Origin of the sequence: Sphingobium trunci, from assembly GCF_022664535.1 — a bacterium.
Lineage (GTDB): Bacteria > Pseudomonadota > Alphaproteobacteria > Sphingomonadales > Sphingomonadaceae > Sphingobium.
The window spans coordinates 21,382-41,909 of the sequence record NZ_JAKUJY010000016.1 but is presented as its reverse complement, the minus strand read 5'-3'; the positions used below and the strand labels follow the sequence as shown (position 1 = coordinate 41,909).

At 66.6% G+C, this 20,528-nt stretch carries 21 protein-coding genes; 12 read left to right on the top strand and 9 right to left on the bottom strand.

The window, feature by feature from the left end; all coding sequences use genetic code 11:
* Positions 1-46: 46 nt before the first annotated feature.
* Both gltX and MJ601_RS14360 read right to left on the bottom strand, forming a co-directional pair.
* Positions 47-1,375, bottom strand: coding sequence for a glutamate--tRNA ligase (gltX, locus tag MJ601_RS14365; protein ID WP_242127581.1), 1,329 nt, complete (start codon positions 1,373-1,375; stop codon positions 47-49).
* On the bottom strand, positions 1,372-3,033 hold the full coding sequence (locus tag MJ601_RS14360; RefSeq protein ID WP_242127579.1) for an NAD+ synthase: 1,662 nt from the start codon (positions 3,031-3,033) through the stop codon (positions 1,372-1,374). Before MJ601_RS14360 ends, gltX begins: the two co-directional genes overlap by 4 nt.
* A 119-nt stretch (positions 3,034-3,152) precedes the next feature.
* Between MJ601_RS14360 and MJ601_RS14355 the strand changes: the two genes are divergently transcribed.
* Entirely contained in the window at positions 3,153-4,088 is a 936-nt protein-coding gene (locus MJ601_RS14355; protein ID WP_242127577.1) for a ribose-phosphate pyrophosphokinase, read from the top strand.
* 83 nt (positions 4,089-4,171) lie between these two features.
* On the opposite strand, the gene MJ601_RS14350 is transcribed toward MJ601_RS14355, so the two are convergent.
* Positions 4,172-4,408, bottom strand: coding sequence for a hypothetical protein (locus MJ601_RS14350; RefSeq protein ID WP_242127575.1), 237 nt, complete (start codon positions 4,406-4,408; stop codon positions 4,172-4,174).
* A 51-nt stretch (positions 4,409-4,459) separates the two neighbouring features.
* The gene (locus MJ601_RS14345) at positions 4,460-4,888 is read right to left on the bottom strand and encodes a VOC family protein (protein ID WP_242127573.1); all 429 of its coding nucleotides are present in this window, start codon (positions 4,886-4,888) and stop codon (positions 4,460-4,462) included.
* A 78-nt stretch (positions 4,889-4,966) separates the two neighbouring features.
* Here MJ601_RS14345 and hisN point away from each other — a divergent pair, with 78 nt between their 5' ends.
* Positions 4,967-5,773: a histidinol-phosphatase gene (hisN, locus tag MJ601_RS14340; RefSeq protein ID WP_242127571.1), complete on the top strand. Its 807-nt coding sequence runs from the start codon at positions 4,967-4,969 to the stop codon at positions 5,771-5,773.
* A gap of 12 nt (positions 5,774-5,785) precedes the next feature.
* Here hisN and MJ601_RS14335 read toward each other — a convergent pair whose 3' ends face one another.
* From MJ601_RS14335 to MJ601_RS14325, 3 genes are read right to left on the bottom strand one after another with little or no spacing between them, the layout of a single operon-like run.
* Positions 5,786-6,316 (bottom strand): O-acetyl-ADP-ribose deacetylase, encoded by a 531-nt coding sequence (locus MJ601_RS14335; protein WP_242127569.1) that lies wholly within the window; start codon positions 6,314-6,316, stop codon positions 5,786-5,788.
* 4 nt (positions 6,317-6,320) lie between these two features.
* Entirely contained in the window at positions 6,321-6,734 is a 414-nt protein-coding gene (locus MJ601_RS14330; RefSeq protein ID WP_242127567.1) for a VOC family protein, read from the bottom strand.
* Between the two features lie 52 nt (positions 6,735-6,786).
* Positions 6,787-8,970, bottom strand: a complete 2,184-nt coding sequence (locus tag MJ601_RS14325; RefSeq protein WP_242127564.1) for an AsmA family protein — start codon at positions 8,968-8,970, stop codon at positions 6,787-6,789.
* A gap of 158 nt (positions 8,971-9,128) precedes the next feature.
* Here MJ601_RS14325 and rpmI point away from each other — a divergent pair, with 158 nt between their 5' ends.
* From rpmI to MJ601_RS14295, 6 genes are all read left to right on the top strand, one after another.
* The gene (rpmI, locus tag MJ601_RS14320) at positions 9,129-9,332 is read left to right on the top strand and encodes a 50S ribosomal protein L35 (RefSeq protein ID WP_007689506.1); all 204 of its coding nucleotides are present in this window, start codon (positions 9,129-9,131) and stop codon (positions 9,330-9,332) included.
* 13 nt (positions 9,333-9,345) lie between these two features.
* Positions 9,346-9,708 carry a 50S ribosomal protein L20 gene (gene rplT, locus MJ601_RS14315; RefSeq protein WP_007689504.1) on the top strand — a complete coding sequence of 121 codons (363 nt, stop codon included), beginning with the start codon at positions 9,346-9,348 and terminating at the stop codon, positions 9,706-9,708.
* 90 nt (positions 9,709-9,798) lie between these two features.
* A complete protein-coding gene (locus MJ601_RS14310) occupies positions 9,799-10,419 on the top strand; it encodes a LysE family translocator (RefSeq protein WP_242127562.1) in 621 nt (206 codons plus the stop codon).
* Between the two features lie 68 nt (positions 10,420-10,487).
* A complete protein-coding gene (pheS, locus tag MJ601_RS14305) occupies positions 10,488-11,579 on the top strand; it encodes a phenylalanine--tRNA ligase subunit alpha (protein ID WP_242127560.1) in 1,092 nt (363 codons plus the stop codon).
* On the top strand, positions 11,576-13,990 hold the full coding sequence (gene pheT / locus MJ601_RS14300; RefSeq protein WP_242127558.1) for a phenylalanine--tRNA ligase subunit beta: 2,415 nt from the start codon (positions 11,576-11,578) through the stop codon (positions 13,988-13,990). Before pheS ends, pheT begins: the two co-directional genes overlap by 4 nt.
* A gap of 10 nt (positions 13,991-14,000) precedes the next feature.
* On the top strand, positions 14,001-14,717 hold the full coding sequence (locus tag MJ601_RS14295; protein WP_242127556.1) for a DUF4386 domain-containing protein: 717 nt from the start codon (positions 14,001-14,003) through the stop codon (positions 14,715-14,717).
* Here MJ601_RS14295 and MJ601_RS14290 read toward each other — a convergent pair.
* A complete protein-coding gene (locus MJ601_RS14290) occupies positions 14,662-15,189 on the bottom strand; it encodes a hypothetical protein (protein ID WP_242127554.1) in 528 nt (175 codons plus the stop codon). The two genes, MJ601_RS14295 and MJ601_RS14290, sit on opposite strands and share 56 nt — an antisense overlap.
* 95 nt (positions 15,190-15,284) lie before the next feature.
* Here MJ601_RS14290 and MJ601_RS14285 point away from each other — a divergent pair, with 95 nt between their 5' ends.
* Genes MJ601_RS14285 through MJ601_RS14270 form a run of 4 tightly spaced genes read left to right on the top strand, consistent with a single transcriptional unit; the run spans position 15,285 to position 19,841 of the window.
* Positions 15,285-16,169: an aldose 1-epimerase family protein gene (locus MJ601_RS14285; protein ID WP_242127552.1), complete on the top strand. Its 885-nt coding sequence runs from the start codon at positions 15,285-15,287 to the stop codon at positions 16,167-16,169.
* A gap of 44 nt (positions 16,170-16,213) precedes the next feature.
* On the top strand, positions 16,214-17,791 hold the full coding sequence (locus MJ601_RS14280) for a peptide chain release factor 3 (RefSeq protein WP_242127550.1): 1,578 nt from the start codon (positions 16,214-16,216) through the stop codon (positions 17,789-17,791).
* A 47-nt stretch (positions 17,792-17,838) separates the two neighbouring features.
* Entirely contained in the window at positions 17,839-18,936 is a 1,098-nt protein-coding gene (hisC, locus tag MJ601_RS14275) for a histidinol-phosphate transaminase (RefSeq protein ID WP_242127548.1), read from the top strand.
* On the top strand, positions 18,936-19,841 hold the full coding sequence (locus tag MJ601_RS14270; RefSeq protein WP_242127545.1) for a prephenate/arogenate dehydrogenase family protein: 906 nt from the start codon (positions 18,936-18,938) through the stop codon (positions 19,839-19,841). The genes hisC and MJ601_RS14270 overlap by 1 nt, the downstream gene beginning before the upstream one ends.
* On the opposite strand, the gene MJ601_RS14265 is transcribed toward MJ601_RS14270, so the two are convergent.
* A complete protein-coding gene (locus tag MJ601_RS14265) occupies positions 19,833-20,528 on the bottom strand; it encodes a lysophospholipid acyltransferase family protein (protein WP_242127543.1) in 696 nt (231 codons plus the stop codon). The genes MJ601_RS14270 and MJ601_RS14265 overlap by 9 nt on opposite strands.

The window sequence follows — 20,528 nt, the reverse complement described above, 5'->3', positions numbered from 1 at the left end:
TTTCGAATGGGCAGTGAACGGCCATTTCTGGTGGAAAAGAGGCTTGTCAGAGGCTGAGGCGCTTCAGGGCCTCAGCCTTTCCGATCAGCGGCAGGAGATGACCCATGTCGGGGCCATGATCCAGTCCGGTGAGCGCGCGACGGAGAGGTTGGAACAGCGTCTTGCCCTTGCGGCCGGTTTCCGCCTTCAGCCTGTCGGTGAGGCTGCGCCAGACGGTGGCGTCGAAGCTGCTTTCCTGGAGCGCGGCGTGGGCGAGGAGAAGGAAATCGCGGTCTTCCTCCGCCGGTGCGGGCGGCTCGATCGGGCCGGTGACGATCCGCCACCATTCACCCGCGCCCGCGACGGTTTCCAGATTGGGGCGGATGGCTTCCCAGGCGGCTTCGTCCATGCCCCTGGGCAGGCGATCCGCGACGGCGCCATAGGGCAGGAGATGGACGATCTTCTGGTTGAGGGTGGCCAGTTCCGCCTCGTCGAAGCGCGCGGGCGCCCGGCCGAAATGGGCGAAGTCGAAGCTGTCGATCAGCGGCTGCATGTCCACGAACGGTTCGATCGGCATGGAACTGCCGAGGCGGGCGAGCAAGGACGCGATGGCGGCGGGTTCCAGCCCGGCCTCGCGGAAATGGGCGACGCCCAGCGAGCCGAGGCGCTTGGAGAGCTTGCCTTCGCTGCCGGTCAGCAGGGCTTCGTGCGCGAACTGCGGGAGCGCTGCGCCCAGGGCGGTGAACATCTGGATTTGCGTCGCGGTGTTGGACACATGATCCTCGCCGCGCAGGACATGGGTCACGCCCATGGCGATATCGTCGATCACCGAGGGGAGCATGTAGAGCCAGCTGCCGTCGGCGCGGCGGATGACCGGATCGGACAGCAGTTTCGGGTCGAAGCGCTGCTCGCCGCGGATGAGGTCGGTCCAGGCGATGGGCTGGTCATGGTCGAGCCGGAAGCGCCAATGGGGCTTGCGGCCTTCGGCCTCATAGGCGGCGATCCGGTCCGGGGTCAGGGAGAGGGCGGCGCGGTCATAGACCGGCGGCAGGCCGCGCCCCAGCAGCACCTTGCGGCGCAGCTCCAGTTCCTGCTGCGTTTCATAGGCCGGGTAGACATGGCCCGACGCCCTGAGCGCGTCGAACCTATCCTCGTAAAGCGCGAAGCGGTCGGACTGTCTTTCCTCGCCGTCCCAACGGAGGCCGAGCCATGTCAGGTCCGCCTTGATGCCTTCCGCATATTCGGGGCGCGAGCGTTCCAGATCGGTGTCGTCCAGGCGCAGCAGGAACTGGCCGCCGCTCTTCCTTGCCCACAGCCAGTTGTGGAGCGCGGCGCGGATATTGCCGACATGGAGGTTGCCGGTCGGCGAAGGGGCGAAGCGGGTGATGACGGTCATAGCGTCCGGAAGGCGTTGGTGATCGGATAGCGGCGGTCGCGGCCGAAATTGCGGATGCCGATCTTCACGCCGGGGGGCGACTGGCGGCGCTTATATTCGGCGATGTAGAGCAGCCGCTCGATGCGGGCGACGACGTCCTTGTCGAAGCCGCGCGCGACCAGTTGCTCGACCGACAGTTCCTCCTCGACCAGGCCGTAGAGTATGGGGTCCAGCACCTCATAGGGGGGCAGGCTGTCCTCATCCTTCTGATTGTCGCGCAGTTCGGCGCTGGGCGGCTTGGTGATGACGCGCTCAGGCATGACCGGGCCTTCGGGGCCGAAGGCTTCGCCCAGCGAGGGCATATTGTCGTTGCGCCAGCGGCACAGGTCGAACACCGTGGTCTTGTAGGCGTCCTTCAGCACCGAATAGCCGCCCGCCATGTCGCCATAGATAGTGGCGTAGCCGACCGACATCTCGCTCTTGTTGCCGGTGGTGAGCAGCATATGGCCGAATTTGTTGGAGAGGCCCATCAGCGTCACGCCGCGGATGCGGGACTGGATATTTTCCTCGGTGAGGTCGCGCTGGCGGCCGGTGAAGACGTCGGCCAGCATGGAATCGAAGGCGGCGACCGCCGGTTCGATCGGAATGGTGTCGTAGCGGACGCCGAGCAGCCGGGCGCATTCGACGGCATCGTCCAGGCTTTCCCGGCTGGTGAAGCGCGAGGGCATCATCACGCACCAGACCCGCTCCGCGCCCAGCGCATCGACGGCGACGGCGGCGGAAAGGGCGGAATCGATGCCGCCCGACAGGCCCAGGACCACGCCGGGAAAGCGGTTCTTGTTCACATAGTCGCGCAGGCCCAGCACCATGGCGTTGTAGATATCGGCCGGATGCTCATCGAGAGGATGGCGCTCGCCGGGGAGGCAGACCCATTGGCCGTCCCATTTCTCCCATGTCGTGAGTACCAGCGCTTCCTCCCAGTCGGGGAGCTGCTGGGCGAGGCTGAGGTCGCCGTTCATGACGAAGGAGGCGCCGTCGAACACCAGCTCGTCCTGCCCGCCGACGCGGTTCAGATAGACGAGCGGCAGGCCGGTTTCGCGCACGCGGGTGCCCGCGACGGCATTGACCCGGCGGTCGTCCTTGTCGACCTCGAACGGGGAACCGTTGGGGCTGATCAGGATCTCTGCGCCCTCGGCACGCAGGTGCGCGGTGACGAAGGGGAACCAGATATCCTCGCAGATGGGGACGCCGATCTTGACGCCGCGGAAGTCGATCGGCGCGGGCAGCGGGCCGGGGGCGAAGAGGCGCTTTTCGTCGAACGTCCCGTAATTGGGCAGTTCGCGCTTCTGCCGGATCGCGGTGACGGCGCCATTTTCCAGCAGGGCGACGACGTTGAACAGCACCCCCTGCGAGGCGACGACCGTGCCGACCAGCATGGCGGGGCCGCCATCCGCCGTGGCCTGGGCCATGCGGTCCAGCTCATGGTTGGCGCGATCGACCAGGGCGGGCTTCAGCACCAGATCCTCGGGCGGATAGCCGATCAGTTGCAGTTCGGGATAGACGATGAGGTCGGCACCGGCCGCCCGCGCGCGCCATTCCAGCATGGCGTCGGCATTGGCGGTGAGGTCGCCCATCGACTGCGTCATCTGGGCCAGGGCTATCACGAGTTTGTCGGTCATAGGGAGCGCCCCTAGAGCATTTTGCGGCAACGAGCAAAACCGCCTTTTCAGCGAAGGGTTGCAACGTTAAAGGGGCCGCGTTCCGACCAGCGTCATCAATTCGTCACGGGGGTTTGGCCATGAAGCTCATGACCGGCAATTCCAACAAGCCGCTTGCGGCCGCCATCGCCGACTATATCGAAATCCCCCTGACCGACGCGAGCGTCCGCCGCTTCGCCGACGAAGAGGTTTTCGTGGAAATTCATGAGAATGTCCGCGGCGAGGATGTGTTCGTGCTGCAATCGACCAGCTATCCGACGAACGACAATCTGATGGAATTGCTGATCATGATCGATGCGCTGAAGCGCGCGTCGGCCAAGCGAATCACGGCGGTCGTCCCCTATTTCGGCTATGCCCGGCAGGACCGGAAGCCTGGCCCCCGCACCCCCATCTCCGCCAAGCTGGTCGCGAACCTCATCACCACGGCGGGCGCCGACCGCGTGCTGTCGGTCGACCTGCATGCCGGGCAGATCCAGGGCTTCTTCGACATTCCGACCGACAATCTGTTCGGCGCTCCGGTGATGTCGGCGGATATCCAGGCGCGCTTCGGCGACAGGAATATCATGGTCGTGTCGCCCGACGTCGGCGGCGTGGTGCGCGCGCGGGCGCTGGCCAAGCGGCTGGACAATGCGCCGCTGGCCATTGTCGACAAGCGCCGCGAGCGCGCGGGCGAATCGGAAGTCATGAACATCATCGGCGACGTTTCGGGCCGCTTCTGCATCCTAATCGACGATATCGTCGATTCGGCGGGGACGCTCTGCAATGCCGCCGCTGCGCTGAAGGCGGCGGGCGCGCAGGATGTGGTCGCCTATGTCAGCCATGGCGTGCTGTCGGGCGGCGCGGTCGCCCGCGTCGAGGCATCGGAACTGCGCGAACTGGTCATCACCGACTCGATCCAGGGCACCGATGCCGTCAACGGCGCGAAGAGCATCCGCCACCTGCCCATCGCCCCGCTGCTGGGCGAGGCGATCAAGCGCATTGCGGACGAGAGTTCGGTTTCCAGCCTGTTCGACTGAGGCCGAGTGCTTCGACCGGGAAAAAGGCCGCCGATGTCCGTATCGGCGGCCTTTTTCGTGCGAAGTCGCGCGGCGCGACTTTGTCAGGCGGCGGGAAGCAGGACCATGGGGACGCAGAGGAACAGGATCAGCGCGACCACGATGCGCTGGCCGCGCGAAATGCCGAGCGGGCTTTCCCGCCAGACCATCGGGCAACTCAACAAAGCGAGCAGGATCAGCATGTTGGACAGCGTCACGGAGCCGCCGACCGGCATGTCCTGCCGGAGCGCCAAGGCGCCGAACAAGGCGATGAAACCCAGGATCCAACCGACCAACGCCACGCGCAACTCCCTGTCTGCACCCAGGAATAGACGGTTGAAGTTGCGGAAGTTTTAAACCGAACCCGCCCAGGGATCATAAGTGCCGAAGCTCCAGACATTGCCCTCCGGATCGAGCGCCTCATAGCCCCGGCCGGGATAGCCCGGATTGTCGTGCGGCTCGTTCACCACCACCGCGCCTTCGTTGCGGGCGTGGAGGCAATGGGCGTCGGCATCGGGAACGATCACATAGATGCAGGTGGTGACGCCGCCCAATTCCCTCGGCGTCGTCCAGTTGTAGAGCGATTCCCCCTGCCCGTCGCGGGTGCTGCCCAGCATCACCATGCCCTCGCCCAGCACCAGTTCGGCATGGTGGATGATATGGGGGTCGGCCGCATCCTCGTAACTGGCGCGCACTTCAAAGCCGAAGGCGTCGCACAGGAAGCGGATGGCCGCTGGCGCATCGGCATAGCGCAAGCCGGGGATGACGGGTGAACCGGGCATCTGTTCCCTCCTTCATTTTCGAGCGATCAGGACGGCTTAACCTAGCGCGGGCGCGGCTTTGCCGCTAGGCCGGAGGACATGACGACCCGCGACGACCTGGCCCTTGCCAACCGCCTTGCCGATGCCGCCGGGGCGGCGATCCGGCCCTTTTTCCGTGCCCGCTACGACATGGAGATCAAATCCGACAAATCGCCCGTGACCGAAGCGGACCGGGCCGCCGAAGCCGCGATTCGGGCGATATTGGAGAAGGAGAGGCCGCAGGACGGCATTTTCGGCGAGGAATATGGCTCTGTCCGCACCGATGCGGAGCGGGTGTGGATCCTCGACCCGATCGACGGGACGCGCAGCTTCATCGCCGGGCGGCCGATCTTCGGCACGCTGATCGCGCTGACGCAGGCGGGGTGGCCGACCATCGGCATCATCGACCAGCCGATCGCGCGGGAACGCTGGACAGGCATGTCGGGGCAGCCGACGACCTTCAACGGCAGGCCGGTGCGCACCCGATCCTGCCGGGAACTGGAGGGGGCCGGCATCGCCACCACCAGCCCGCATCTCTTCGCGGATGGCGACGTGCCCCATTATATGGCGCTGGTTGCGGCCGTGTCCGGCGGCGCGCCGCGGCAGGGTCCGGTCTATGGCGGGGACTGCTATAATTACGGCCTGCTGGCGTCGGGCTTCCTCGACATCGTCATCGAATCAGGGTTGAAAAGCTATGACTTCGCCGCGCTGGTGCCGGTGGTCGAGGGTGCGGGCGGGCTGATGTGCGACTGGAATGGCGAACCGCTGACGTCGGAGAGCGAAGGCCATGTGCTGGCGCTGGGCGATCCCGCGCGGCTGGAGGATGTTCTGGCAGCGCTCCAGGCCACCCACGACCATCATCATTAGGATGCTCATTATTCAGTCGGGCAACTTTTCCAGCGCCGCGCTGTAGAGGTTGCTGCTCGGTTCGTCGAAGCAGATGAACAGGATATGGTCGAAGTCGGTGGGGTTGGCCAGCAGCTCGGCATGCACGATCGCGGCGGCGATGCCGGCGGCCTCCTCCTTCGGAAAGGCATAGACGCCGGTCGAGATGGCCGGGAAGGCGATGCTGCGCAATCCATGCTCCCGCGCCAGAATGAGAGAGGCGCGGTAGCAGCTTGCCAGCAGGCGCCGCTCATGCTGGCGGCCGCCGCGCCAGACCGGGCCGACCGTATGGATCACGTAGGCGGCGGGCAGCCTGTAGCCCTGGGTGATGCGCGCTTCGCCGGTGGGGCAGCCCCCCAGAGTGCGGCATTCGGCCAGCAATTCCGGGCCGGCCGCGCGGTGGATCGCGCCGTCGACGCCGCCACCGCCCAACAGCGAGCCGTTGGCCGCGTTGACGATGGCCTCCGTCGCGCAGCGGGTGATGTCGCCGGTCAGGACATCCCATCGGGTGGCGCCCACGATCACAGGCCTATTCCGGGATCGGGCCGCCGATCGACCAGATATGACCGAAGGGATCGTTCAACTGCCCGTAACGTTCGCCCCAGAACTGGTTCGCGATCGGGAAGCGGACGGTCGCCCCCGCATCGGTCGCGCGTTTCCACCAGGCATCGGCATCGTCCACCGCCAGATGCAGGGTGACGCCTTTGGGCGCGTCGGCGGGGGCACCGCCGGACATTTCCGGAAAATGGTCGTTCAGCATCAACGATCCGCCGTTGATCCGCAGATGAGCGTGCATGATCCGCTGGCGCCCCTCCGCGACGTGGCGCATCAATTCGGTGGCGCCGAACGCACGCGAATAGAAGGCGATGGCTTCGCCTGCCCTGTCGTTGGCGATGGTGAGGTGAGGGACGACTCCGCCTGAAGGGCCTTGCGTTTCGCTCATCATTCGCCTCCTTCGCCGGTAAGTCCCGCATCATAGGCCTTTTGCAGGCGTATCAGAAGATACCCAGCCATTTCTTGCGCTGGCCCTGCTTCTCTCCGGCTCCCTTCTCCCCAGCATTGCCCTTGCCCGCTTCATCCCGGGCAGGGGTGCCATGGCCAACATCGTCGCGGGGCTTGCCGCCGCTGGTGCGCTGGGCGGCGGCCGTGGCTCCGGCAAGGACCGGGCCGCAGGCGGCGCTCTTTGCGTCGCCAATGTCGACGAAGGCCAACACCGCCGCCAGGGGGCTGGCGGCGATGCCCAGCGCCGCCCCCACGCCGCCGCGCGCAATCAACTGGGGACTGATGATGTCGAGACGGGGCCTGGCGAAAGTGCCGCCGAGGCCGACCGGCGACTGGCCCGAAAAAAGGCTGAACTTCTTGCCGTCCGCGCGGAAGGCGAGATCCAGGCTTTCATCGCGGAAGGAGAAGCCGCCCCGGCCCAGCAGCACATTCTTCTCCGTGTCGATGATGATCGGGTCCGCCGCCGCCACGCCGTTGCGGACGGTGAAGGCGATCAGGCCGCAATGGATCTGCACCGGCTTCTTGAGCTTGCCCGAGAACATCTTGGTGATGAACGTGCCGATATCCAGTTCGGAAAGCTGGATATTGCGGGTCCACATCGATCCGGCGGGCAGGATGACGGCGATGCGGCCGTTCGACGCGCTGAGGGAGTCGTGCAGCGTATCGCCGATGCCCGTCATCCGGACGCGTGCCTTGACGGTGCCGGTGGTGCCGGATTCCGCGACGCCCCAGCGGGCGAGCAGCTTGCCCATCGGCGTGGGCGAGAGGCGGATGTCATAGGTGGTGCGGACCGGGCGCCGCCGCGCGTCGATGCTGATATCCGAACCGACATGTCCGCCCGACATGTCGAAGGTCAGCGGCGAGAGGGTGAGCAGATTGCGATCGAGCGCCAGCGTCAGTCCGATGTTGGAAATGGGGACATGTTCGGCGCGGATGCGGCCGACGTCATAACGCACCTGCGCGTCGAAATTGCGCAGCGCCTCGACCCGGAGCGGGGCGTCGGGCAGGATGCGCGGGGCGCCGCCGACGGTGCCGATGGCGCCCGCAGCGCCCTTCGCCTCCAGCCTTTGCGGATCATAGCCGATGAAGGGACCGACATCGATGATGTCGAGCGTGCGGGTGGCGAGATCGGCCTTGAGCAGCAGGCGGTTGCGAGGCAGCGAGACGGTCAGCCGCCCGGCAAGGTCGCTGTCGCCGAAGCGGCCCTTTAAATGGGTGAAACGCCATTCGCCGTCCCGCTTTGTGAGCGCCGAGGTGAAGCGATAGGAACGCGTTGCAGGAATGGCCACGCCGAGGAAATCGAACAGCAGGGCAAGATTGGGGCCATGGGTGGTGAGGCGCAGGTCGGCGCCCTCGATCTCGGTCGCGCCGGGCAGCGTGCCGTCGACATCCAGCACGGTTGCGCCCGCCTGTGCCTGGAGGGCGAGGCTGTTCCTGCCGCCGCTCACCGTCTCATCGGGCGAGAGCAGCGCGCCGCGCAGGGTGAAAGGGCGGTCGCGCATCGCGCCGGTGCCGGAGAAGCGGACATGGCTGGCGAAGCGGGTGTCCTGCGCCTTCATCGTTTCGAAGCCGATGTCGGTGGCGAGCTGCATCCGGGGATCGCGATAGCGCAGGGTGGTGCCCGCCAGCAGCGCGCGGCGGATGAGCGGCAGGTTGAGCGGCTCGCCCCTCCTGTGGGGGTCGCCGAAGGTCCATGTGTTGCTCCTGCCGTCGCGGGACCATTCGAGATCGGTCGCGGCATTGCGCAGTTCGAGCCAGCGGACCTTGTATCTGTCGCCGGAGATCAAGCTGAGCGGCGCGATGCGGCTGTCGATCAGGTCGGCGCGGAAAAAGGCCCTGCGGCTGGCCCAGGGCGTGTTGGCGATCACCATTTTCTCGGCGCGGAACCGAATGGTGATGGGATCGAGAAAAAGCTGGAAATCGCCCCCGACCTGGACCGGGCGTTCGAGCCGGTGGGTCAGGATGCGTTCGAACGGATGTTTGAGGAAGCGGCCCTTGGTGACGAACAGGATCAGCCAGAGCGCGAACAGGATGCCGATGATCCAGAGCAGGATGCGGATGGGCAGCGGGATCCGGCGCCAATGGTGGCGGGCGCGGCCTGCAAAATGGCGCGCGCCGCTGGGGGACGGCACGTCGCTTGCCGGATGGTCCGGCCGGTGGGAATCGGCTTCGGCCATGGCGGTTCAACGCCAGGTGGCGCTTTTGGGTCCGAATCGCTTGCCTTTCGGCGCGGGTCCCACTATGGGCCGCCCTTCGCGATATTCAGGAAGGACCGCCCGGCTAACGAGGGCTGCCGTGGCTGTCCGTAATCGTCGCGCTGTAAAAGGAGACGAAAATGCCCAAGCTCAAGACCAAGAGCGGTGTGAAGAAGCGCTTCAAGTTCACCGCTTCCGGCAAGGTCAAGCACGGCGTCGCTGGCAAGCGTCACCGCCTGATCAGCCACAATGCAAAATATATCCGCCAGAACCGCGGCACCTCGGTCATGTCCGACGCCGACGTCGCTCATGTGCGCCTCTGGGCGCCCTATGGCCTGAAGTAAGGAGTAGGGACATATGGCACGCGTAAAACGTGGCACGACCACCAAGGCGAAGCATAAGCGGATTCTGGATCAGGCGAAGGGCTATTATGGCCGTCGCAAGAATACGATCCGCATCGCCCGCCAGGCCGTCGAAAAGGCCGGCCAGTACGCCTATCGCGACCGCAAGGTCAAGAAGCGCACCTTCCGTGGCCTGTGGATCCAGCGCATCAACGCTGGCGTCCGCGCCGAAGGCCTGACCTATTCGCAGTTCATGCACGGCCTGAAGCTGGCCGGCGTGGAGCTGGACCGCAAGGTTCTGGCCGACATTGCGATGCACGAAGGCGAGGCGTTTAGCGCCATCATCGCCCAAGCGAAGGCTGCGCTGCCCGCGGCCTGAGCCGGACCGGTCGCAAGATCGTCCAAAGGGGCGCCGGGGCAGATGCCTTCGGCGCCCTTTTTCGTTCCTACCTTTCGGAGGCCTGATCCCATGTCGCTGCATGTCTGGTGGTTGTACGTTACTGCGGTTTTCCTGATCTCGGCCACGCCGGGACCGAACATGCTGCATGTGATGACGCAGAGCATTCACCATGGGCCGCGACGGGCGGTCGCCACCATGGCGGGGCTGATGAGCGCGATCCTGCTCTGCCTGATCGCATCGGCGCTGGGCCTTGGGGCATTGCTGAAGGCTTCGCCGCGCCTGTTCGACCTGTTGCGCTATGCCGGGGTCGCCTATCTGATCTGGCTGGGCATCAAGGCCTGGCGCGCGCCCGTGGGTGATGCGGGCGAAGTCGGCGCGACGCGGGCGCGGTCGCTGCGGGCGCTCTATGGCACCGGGTTGCTGACCGGCCTTTCCAACCCCAAGCTCATCATCTTCGCCGCGGCGCTGTTTCCGCAGTTCATCGATGTGGACCGGCCCTTTGCAGCGCAGCTGGCGATATTGGTGGCCAGCTTCGTCGCCATCGAGTTCGGCTGGCAGTGCGTCTATGCGCTGGGCGGGGTGAAACTCGCCCGATGGCTGGCGCCCGCGAACCGGCAGCGGCTGTTCAACCGGGGGACGGGGTTGATGTTCGTTGCTTTTGGCGGGGCATTGCTGGGCGCGCGCGCCTGACCCTTTTCTTGGCGGCCCTGCCCGGCTAAGGCGCGGGCATATTTCCGCCATCTCCATCTGGAAGACGAATGACCGAGATTAGCGCATTGAAAGCCGGCCTGATCGCCGACATCGCCGCCGCCGATACGCTGGAGGCGCTGGAAGCGCTGCGCGTGGGCGCCATGGGCAAGAATGGGGTGGTGACGGGACTGCTCAAGACCCTGGGGCCGATGAGTCCGGAGGAGCGGCTGGAGAAAGGCCCGCCGATTCAGGATTTGCGGGAAAGCGTCACGGCCGCGCTGGCCGACAGGAAGGCGGCGCTGGAGCAGGCGGCGCTGGATGCGAAGCTCGCCGCCGAGAAGATCGACATGAGTTTGCCCGCCGATCCGGGAGCGCAAGGGTCGGTGCATCCGGTGAGCCAGGTGATGGACGAACTGGCCGAGATTTTCGCGGACCTGGGTTTCTCCGTCGCCACGGGGCCCGAGATCGAGGACGACTGGCATAATTTCACCGCGCTCAACATCCCGGAGACGCATCCGGCGCGGGCGATGCACGACACCTTCTATTTCCCCGATGCGGAATCGGGGAAAAAGATGCTGCTGCGCACCCACACCTCGCCGGTGCAGATCCGCACGATGATGAACGGGGAACCGCCGATCCGCATCATCGCGCCGGGGCGGGTCTATCGTTCGGACAGCGACGCGACGCATACGCCGATGTTCCATCAGATCGAGGGGCTGGTGATCGACAAGGGCATCACGCTGGGCCACCTCAAATGGACGCTGGAAACCTTCCTCAAGGCCTTTTTCGAGCGTGACGATATCGTGCTGCGGCTGCGGCCGAGCTATTTCCCCTTCACCGAGCCGTCGGTGGAGGTCGATGTCGGCTATACCCTCTCCAACGGCCAGCGGGTGATCGGCGGCGACGGCGATGCGCCGGGTGGCGGCTGGCTGGAGGTGCTGGGCAGCGGCATGGTCAACCGCCGCGTGATCGAGGCTTGCGGCCTCGACCCGGATGAATGGCAGGGCTTCGCCTTCGGCACCGGGGTCGACCGGCTCGCCATGCTGAAATATGGGATGAACGACTTGCGCGCTTTCTTCGACGGCGACCTGCGCTGGCTGAAACATTATGGCTTTTCGGCGCTGGATGTTCCCACTCTCAGCGGGGGGGTAGGCGCATGAAATTCACCCTGAGCTGGCTCAAGACGCATCTGGCGACCGATGCCGACCTGCCGACGATCCTGAAGGGCCTGACGAACATCGGGCTGGAGGTCGAGGGGGTCGAGAATCCGGCGGAGAAGCTGGCGCCCTTCCGCATCGCCAGGGTGCTGACGGCGGAGCCCCACCCGCAAGCCGACAAGTTGCAGGTGCTGACCGTGGATGCGGGCGAAGGCGCGTTGCAGGTCGTGTGCGGCGCCCCCAATGCGCGCGCGGGCCTGGTCGGCGTGTTCGGGACCGAGGGCGCGGTGGTGCCGGCGGGCGGCATGGTGCTGAAGAAGACCGCCATCCGCGGGGTCGAATCCAGCGGCATGATGTGCTCGTTCCGGGAACTGGAACTGGGCGAGGATCATGACGGGATCATCGAGCTGGATGCCGATGCGCCGGTGGGCCAGGTCTATGCCGAATGGGCCGGTCTCGACGATCCGGTCATCGATGTGTCGATCACGCCGAACCGGCAGGACTGCATGGGCGTGCGCGGCATTGCGCGCGATCTGGCAGCGGCGGGCCTCGGCACGCTGAACGCGATCGTCGTGCCGGCGATCCAGGGCGTCGGACCGGGGCCGGACGTGCGGATCGAGGATGCGGATGGCTGTCCCGCCTTCTTCGCGCGGACGGTGAAGGGCGTGAAGAACGGCGCTTCGCCCGCATGGATGGCAAAGCGGCTGAAGGCCATCGGGCAGAAGCCGATCAGCACGCTGGTCGACATCACCAACTATATCATGATCGACCTGGGGCGGCCGCTGCATGTCTATGACCTGGGCGTGCTGAAAGGGCCGCTGGTCGCGAGGCGCGGCAAGGCGGGCGAAGAGGTGTTGGCGCTCAACGGCAGGCGCTACACCGTCGATGAGACGATGACGGTCATTGCCGACGATGAAGCCGTGCACGACATTGGCGGCATCATGGGCGGCGAGCATTCGGGCGCCACGGACGTTACCACCGACGTGCTGATCGAATGCGCTTATTTCACGCCGGAGCGGATCGCGATGACGGGACAGAAGCTGGCCCTGACCAGCGATGCGCGCGGACGGTTCGAACGCGGGGTGGACCCGGCCTTCCTGGACGATGGCCTGTCGATCGCGACCTATCTGGTGACGGAATTGTGCGGCGGCACGGCGAGCGAGGCGACGCGGGCGGGAACGCCGCCGGTGGCGGACAAGGTCGTGACCTATGAGCCGTCGCAATGCCTGGCTCTGGCGGGCGTCGATGTGCCCGAGGAAGAGCAGAAGCGCATTCTCGAAAGTCTGGGCTTTGGCGTTCAGGGCCATGATTCCACCTTCGAATATCAGGATGGCGTGCCGGTGACGACGCCCGCCAACTGGACGGTGAGCGTGCCGAGCTGGCGCCGCGACGTCGATGGCTGGCCCGATATCGTCGAGGAAGTGGTGCGCATCGTCGGGCTGGATCAGGTGCCCTCCACTCCCCTGCCCCGCGCACCCGGCGTCGCCAGGCCGACCGCCACGCCCGAGCAGATGGTCGAGCGGCGCGTGCGCCGGACGGCGGCGGCGCGCGGGCTGGCCGAGGCGATCAACTGGTCCTTCGTTTCCGAGAAGGAAGCGGCATCGGTCGGCGGCGGGGACTGGACGCTGGCCAATCCGATTTCGGAGGATTTGAAGGTCATGCGGCCTTCGCTGCTGCCCGGCCTGCTGTCGGCCACGCGGCGGAACATGGATCGCGGCGCGGCATCGGTGCGGCTGTTCGAGCTGGGGCGGCGCTATTTCAGCGATAAGGAGCGGGCGACGGTCGGTTTCGTGCTGGCGGGCGAGAAGACGCCACGCGGCTGGCAGACGGGCAAGGCGCAGGCCTTCTCCGCCTTCGACGCCAAGGGCGAGGCAATAGCCCTGCTCGCGGCGGCGGGTGCGCCGGTGGCGAATGTGCAGAGCTTTGGCGAGGCTTCGGGTGCCTATCATCCCGGCCAGTCGGGCACGCTGCGGCTGGGGCCGAAGGTCGTGCTGGCCGAGTTCGGGGTGCTGCATCCTTCGTTGGCTAAGCAATTCGGCCTGACGGGGATCGTCGTTGCGGGCGAGATTTTCCTCGATGCGATCCCGGCTAGGCGCAAGAGCGGTTTCATGCGTCCGCCCTATGCGCCGCCCGCCTTGCAGGCCGTGAAGCGCGATTTCGCCTTCGTCATCGATGAATCGGTCGAGGCCGATGCGCTGGTTCGCGCCGTCAGGAATGCGGACAAGAAGGCGATTGTCGATGCCCGACTGTTCGACCTGTTCGTCGGGCCGGGCGTGGAGGAGGGCAAGAAGAGCCTGGCGGTCGAGATCACGCTGCAACCCGGCGACAAGAGCTTCTCCCAGGAGGAGCTGGACGCGATCAGCGCGGCGGTGGTAAAGGCGGCCGAAAAGCTCGGCGGGACGCTGCGGGGATGAGATTGGGGGCATGAGGCTGTTCGCCGGGATGGAAGGGAAAGCGCGGCTCGCCGGCCTCTTCATCCTCGGCGGGATGGCGGCGCGGGCCGTGGGCGACGCCGTGGTCCGCGCGGCCTTGGTCGTGCCCGGTTCCGGGCGGGAGACGGCGCGCAATATCGGCGACTTTCCCTGGGTCTATCGGGCCGGGGAAGCGGCCGATCTGGCGATGATCTGCGCCATGCTGGTGGCGACGGCGCTGCTCTATGCGCTGTTCGCGCCGGTGGGGCGGCATCTGGCGCGCGTGGCCGCGCTGATCTCCATCACGGGAATCGCAACCTTGGCGGCAAGCGGGGTGCTGGCGATGGCGCCGCTGGTGCTGCTGGACGGCGCGCCGCATGCGGGCATCAGCATGGCGGAGAGCCATTCGCTGGTCGAGTTGGCGCTGGTGCTGCGCGACCAGGTCCAGGGCGTAGCTCGCGTCTTTCTGGGTCTGTACCTGCTGTTGATCGGCTTGCTGGCCTTCCGGTCGGGGCGGATGCCGCGGGCGGTGGGGATCGGCCTGGCGCTGGGCGGGCTGATCCAGATGATCGCGCGAACGGTCGCGCTGATCGTGCCGGATATGGCCGGAGCGGTGGTGATCCAGGCGGATATCGTCTCGCTGCTGGCCGAGGCCGTCTTTGCGCTGTGGCTGGTTATTTTTGCGGCTCGTCCTCCTTCCTTTCCTGCGCGGTCGGAGGCGGACTCGTGATCTTGCAGCCCTTGTCCGCCGCGATGCCGCGCAGATAGCCGCGACGGGCGATCCCGGCGGTCACAGCCGCTTGCAGGCGGCGTTCGGCGGGAGCGGCGCCGCTGATCTCGCGCACCAGTCCCCGAAAGGGAATCAGCGAATTGACGATGGTCTTGCCGACTGCTTCGGCGATCTTGCCGGTGCGGTTCTCATTCGCCTTCTGACCGACGGTGAAGTCGGGGCCGAGAACGGCATTCAGTTCGTCGAGCGAGGCCTGGAGCGCCTTGCAGGTGCGCGAGGGCGGGCGCTTATAGGGATCTTCCACCGCCTGTTGCAGGACCGGCGGAATCTTGTCCTTGTCGATGCCGACGTCGCGGGCCGGTTGGGTGGCGATATTCCCCGCCTTTTCCAGCGTGTCGTCCTTCTTTTCCTGTTCCTGCGCCAGGGCGGTCGTGGAACAGAGCAGCAATATCGCCGGCCCAAGCCATTTCATGCCTTTTTTCTCCCTGCTTTCCCAACACTTCGAGCCGGGGCATGGTTCCCGGCCCGCTTCGCCGCTATGCGAAGAGGTGAAGGAGATTTCAGCGCATGGCGGACGAGTTCATCACCATCGGTTCGGGCGGCAGCATGAGCGCCAGCATCAACCCGCTGGGCGCGGAGCTGTGGTCGCTGACCGACGCCGAGGGACGCGAGTTGATGACCGATGCCGATCCGCGCTGGTGGACGGGCCACGCACCCCTGCTCTTTCCCTTCGTCGGGCGGTCGCGGGGGGATGCCTATCGGCTCGACGGGCGGGACTATCCGATGCCGCAGCATGGCTTTGCGCGGCGCAGGGTCTTCGAGGCCGTCGAGCAGAGCGGCGACGCCGTGACCTTCCGGCTGGAGGCGGATGAGGAGACGCGGGCGGTCTATCCCTTCGATTTCCGGCTGGACATGCGTTTCGCGGTGGAAGGGCGGACGCTGCGGATGACGGCGCTGGTGTCCAACCGGGGCGGGGAGGATATGCCCTGTTCCTTCGGCTATCATCCGGCCTTCGCCTGGCCGCTGCCCTATGGCGGTGCCGTGGAGGAGCATCGGGTGATCTTCGAGAAGGACGAGCCGGCGCCCATCCGCAAGGTCGGGCATGAGCCGGGGCTGATCGCGCTGGAGAGCGTGCAATCGCCCGTCGAGGGCGCGGTGCTGGCCCCCATCCATGCGATGTTCGAGGGCGACGCGCTGATCTGGGACCGGCTGGAGAGCCGCAGCCTGTTCTGGGGCGTGCCGGGGCGGACGGGGTTGAAGATCGACTTTCCCGACACGCCCTGGCTCGGGCTGTGGCAGAAGCCGGGGGCGCATTATCTGTGCGTCGAGCCCTGGGCGGGGATGGCCGATCCGGTCGGTTTCGAAGGCGATGTGTGGGCGAAGCAGGGCATATTGCGGCTCGCGCCGGGCGAGGAACGGGCGTTCCGGATGGACGTCAGCCTCACGGGCTGAGGCCCGGCTGGCGAATTCCCGGCGAATCGCTATATGGGCCGCCCATGAGCATTCCGTCACGCCGCACCTTTGCCATCATTTCCCACCCCGACGCGGGCAAGACCACGCTGACCGAAAAGCTGTTGCTGGAAGGCGGGGCGATTCATCTGGCGGGCGAGGTCAAGGCGCGCGGGGCGAACCGGCGCGCGCGATCGGACTGGATGAAGATCGAGCAGCAGCGCGGCATTTCCGTGACGTCCTCGGTCATGACCTTCGAGCGGACGCGCGATGGCGAGACCATCACCTTCAACCTGCTCGACACGCCGGGCCACGAGGATTTCAGCGAGGACACCTATCGCACGCTGACCGCCGTCGATTCCGCCGTCATGGTGATCGACGCGGCCAAGGGCATCGAGCCGCAGACCCGCAAGCTGTTCGAGGTGTGCCGCCTGCGCAACGTGCCGATCATCACCTTCGTCAACAAGGTGGACCGGGAGGGGCGCGAGACGTTCGGCCTGCTGGACGAGGTGGCCGACCAGTTGCAGCTCGACGTCTGCCCGATGAGCTGGCCGGTCGGCATGGGCGCCGATTTCGAGGGCATCTACGATTTCGCCACCAACCAGCTGATGCAGCCGGTCGGGCCGAGCAAGGAATTCGATGGCACGCGGCACCGGTTCAGCGGCATCGATGACCCGAAGCTGGCCGATCATCTGTCGCCCCGCGCGCTGGAGAAGCTGCGCGAGGAGGCGGAGCTGGCGCAGGGCGGCTATAGCGAGTTCGACCTGGGACGCTATCGGCATGGCGACCTGACCCCGGTCTATTTCGGGTCGGCATTGAAGCTGTTCGGCGTCACCGAGCTGATCGACGCGCTGGCCGCCCATGCGCCGCCGCCCCGCGCCCAGCCCGCCGAACCGGCGCCGATCGAGCCGGAGCAGAGCGAAGTCACCGGCTTCATCTTCAAGGTGCAGGCCAATATGGACCCGATGCACCGCGACCGCATCGCCTTCATGCGGCTGGTGTCGGGCAAGTTCCGGCGCGGCATGAAGCTGACGCCATCGGGCAGCGGCAAGGCGCTGGCCGTGCATTCGCCGATCCTGTTCTTCGCGCAGGACCGCGAACTGGCGGACGAGGCCTTCCCCGGCGACATTATCGGCATCCCCAATCATGGCGCGCTGCGCGTGGGCGACACGCTGTCGGAAAAGCCGGGGCTGCGCTTTACCGGACTGCCCAATTTCGCGCCGGAAATCCTGCGCCGCGTGGCGCTGAAGGACCCGACCAAGACCAAGCAGTTGCGCAAGGCGCTGGACGACCTCAGCGAAGAGGGCGTGATTCAGGTCTTCTATCCCGAGATCGGGTCGAACTGGATCGTCGGCGTGGTCGGGCAGTTGCAGCTCGAAGTGCTGATCTCGCGGCTGGAGGCGGAGTATAAAGTCGCCGCCGGGCTGGAACAGTCGCCCTTCGACACGGCGCGGTGGGTATCCGGGGATGAGGCGGCGGTCAGGGAACTGGCGTCGTTCAACGGCGCGAACATGGCCAAGGATCGCGACGGCAACCTGGTCTTCATGGCGAAGAGCGCCTGGGACATCGGCTATCAGCAGGAACGGCACCCCAAGGTCAAGTTCAGCGCGACCAAGGAACGCTGAGGGCATGGCGCTTTGCGTTTCGCGTCGATGACGCTAAAGCGCGGCGCATGACCAAACCTGCTCCCAAAGACTGGATTCTCGGTATTTCGCCCTATGTGCCCGGCAAGTCGGCCGCCGACGACGGCCGGCCGCTGGTGAAGCTGTCGGCCAATGAAAATCCGCTGGGCACCGGGGAGGCCGCGCGGGCCGCTCTGGTGGCGGCGACGGCGGACCTTGCCACCTACCCCGATCCCGGCGCCGCGAAGATGCGCGAGGCGATCGCGGCGGTGCATGGGCTGGACCCGGCGCGGGTGATCTATGGCACCGGGTCGGACGAGCTGCTGCATATCGCGGCGAGCGCCTATGCCGGGCCGGGGGACGAGGTGCTCTACGTCCGCTACGGCTTTTCGGTCTATGACATCGCCGCCCGGCGGGTGGGCGCAACGCCGGTCATAGCGCCGGACGCCGATTATGCGACCGATGTGGACGCGTTGCTCGCCGCGGTGACCGAGAAGACCAAGGTGGTCTTCCTCGCCAATCCGAACAACCCGACCGGCACCATGACGGCGCGGGCGGAGATTGCGCGGCTGCATGCCGGGTTGCGGCCCGACATCCTGTTCGTGCTGGATCAGGCCTATGCCGAATATCTGGACGCGGACGAGGATGATGGCGGGCTGGAACTGGCGAAGACCGCCGCCAATGTCTTCGTCACGCGGACCTTTTCCAAGATTTACGGGCTTGCGGCGGAGCGGATCGGCTGGGGCTATGCCAGTGCCGGGGTGATCGACGTGCTGCATCGCATCCGCGCGCCGTTCAACGTGACCACGGCCGGGCAGGCCGCGGCGATCGCGGCGGTGAAGGACAGTGGCTGGGTCGAGGCGAGCCGGGCGCATAACCGCCAGTGGCGCGAATGGCTGGCGGGGGAGGTGGCCTCGCTGTCCAACCATGGGCTGCGCGCCGTGCCGAGCAAGGCGAATTTCCTGCTGATCCTGTTCGACGGCCGGCTGACCGCCGAGGCAGCGATGAAGGGGCTGTGGGACGAGGGCTTCGCGACCCGCTGGCTGCCGGGCCAGGGCCTGCCCAATGGCCTGCGCATCACCATCGGCACCGAGGATCAGGTGCGCAAGGTCGCGGCCAAGCTGCGCGCCATGGCGGAAGCGGCCTGATGCTGCCCTTCGCCCGCGTCACCATCATTGGCCTCGGCCTGATCGGTTCCTCGCTGGCGCGGGCGATCCGCGAGACGATGCCGACCGTGCGGGTGACGGGCTATGACGCCGACGCACGGGTGCGGGAGATCGCGCGGGCCATCGACCTGGCCGACGATGTGACGGATACGGCGGGCGCGAGCGTGACCGACGCCGAGCTGGTCGTGCTGTGCGTGCCGGTCAGGGCCATGGGCGCGGCGGCGGCGGAGATTGCCGACGATCTGCCGGCCGAAGCCATCATCAGCGACGTGGGCTCGTGCAAGGCCGATGTGCTGGCGCAGTTGAATGCCGCGCTGCCGGGACGGGCGATCATTCCGGCGCATCCCGTCGCGGGGACCGAGAATAGCGGGCCGGAGGCCGGCTTTGCCTCGCTGTTCCAGGGGCGCTGGTGCATCGTGACGCCGCCCGCCGACGCCGATCCGATAGCGGTCGAGCGCGTGGCCGAGCTGTGGCGGCGCGTGGGCGCCGATGTCGAGACGATGGACCCGGCGCATCATGACCTGGTGCTGGCGGTGACGAGCCATCTGCCGCATCTGATCGCCTATACCATCGTCGGCACGGCCAGCGATCTGGAGGATGTGACCCAGTCGGAGGTCATCAAATATTCCGCCGGCGGCTTCCGCGACTTCACCCGCATCGCGGCGTCCGACCCGACCATGTGGCGCGACGTGTTCCTGGCCAACAAGGATGCGGTGCTGGAAATGCTCCAGCGCTTTTCCGAGGATCTGTCGGCGCTTCAGCGGGCGATCCGCTGGAATGACGGCGAGACGCTGTTCAACCTGTTCACCCGGACCCGGGCGATCCGCCGGTCGATCATCGAGCAGGGGCAGGACGATCCCAAGCCCGATTTCGGGCGGTCACACTGACCGGTTCAGCGCGTTGATGGCGGCGTGGACGCGGGCTTCGGCTTCGCGGCGGTCGAGGCCGGTCGGAATGACATCCCCCACCCGGTAGGTGATGGTGCCCGCGCGTTTCAGGAAGCGCCCGCGCGGGGACACCCGGCCGCTGTCCACCGCGATCGGCACCACCGGCAGGCCCAGCAGGGAATAAAGGCCCGCAAAGCCCGCGCGCAGCGGCGGCGATTCGCCATGGGGGACGCGGGTGCCCTCCGGAAAAAGGCAGATGGCGCGCCCCTGCGCCGTAGCGGCCCTGGCGGCGGTGCGCAGCGCACGCATGGCGGCGGCGCCCGCCGTGCGTTCGACCGGGATCAGGCCATAGCGGCGGGCGATACCGCCCCAGAGCGGAATATCGAACAGTTCACGCTTGGCGACGATGGCGGGACGGTCGAACAGGCAGAGCAGGTCGATCGTCTCGAACATCGATTCATGCTTGAGGATGTAGAGATAGGGACCATGGGGCAGTTCCCCCAGTACCCGTACCTTCTGCCCCAGCAGCCAGCGGGCTGCCGCCCGGTGAAAGCGGCTCCACCGGGTCGCGACCCAGGGGATGGAAGCGGGCGCGAACAGGCCGCCCAGCAACGCGGCGATCACGAAGCAGGCGGACCCGGCGTAGAAGACCAGAAGGAAGGCGAGGGAGCGCAGGGCCGTCAGCAT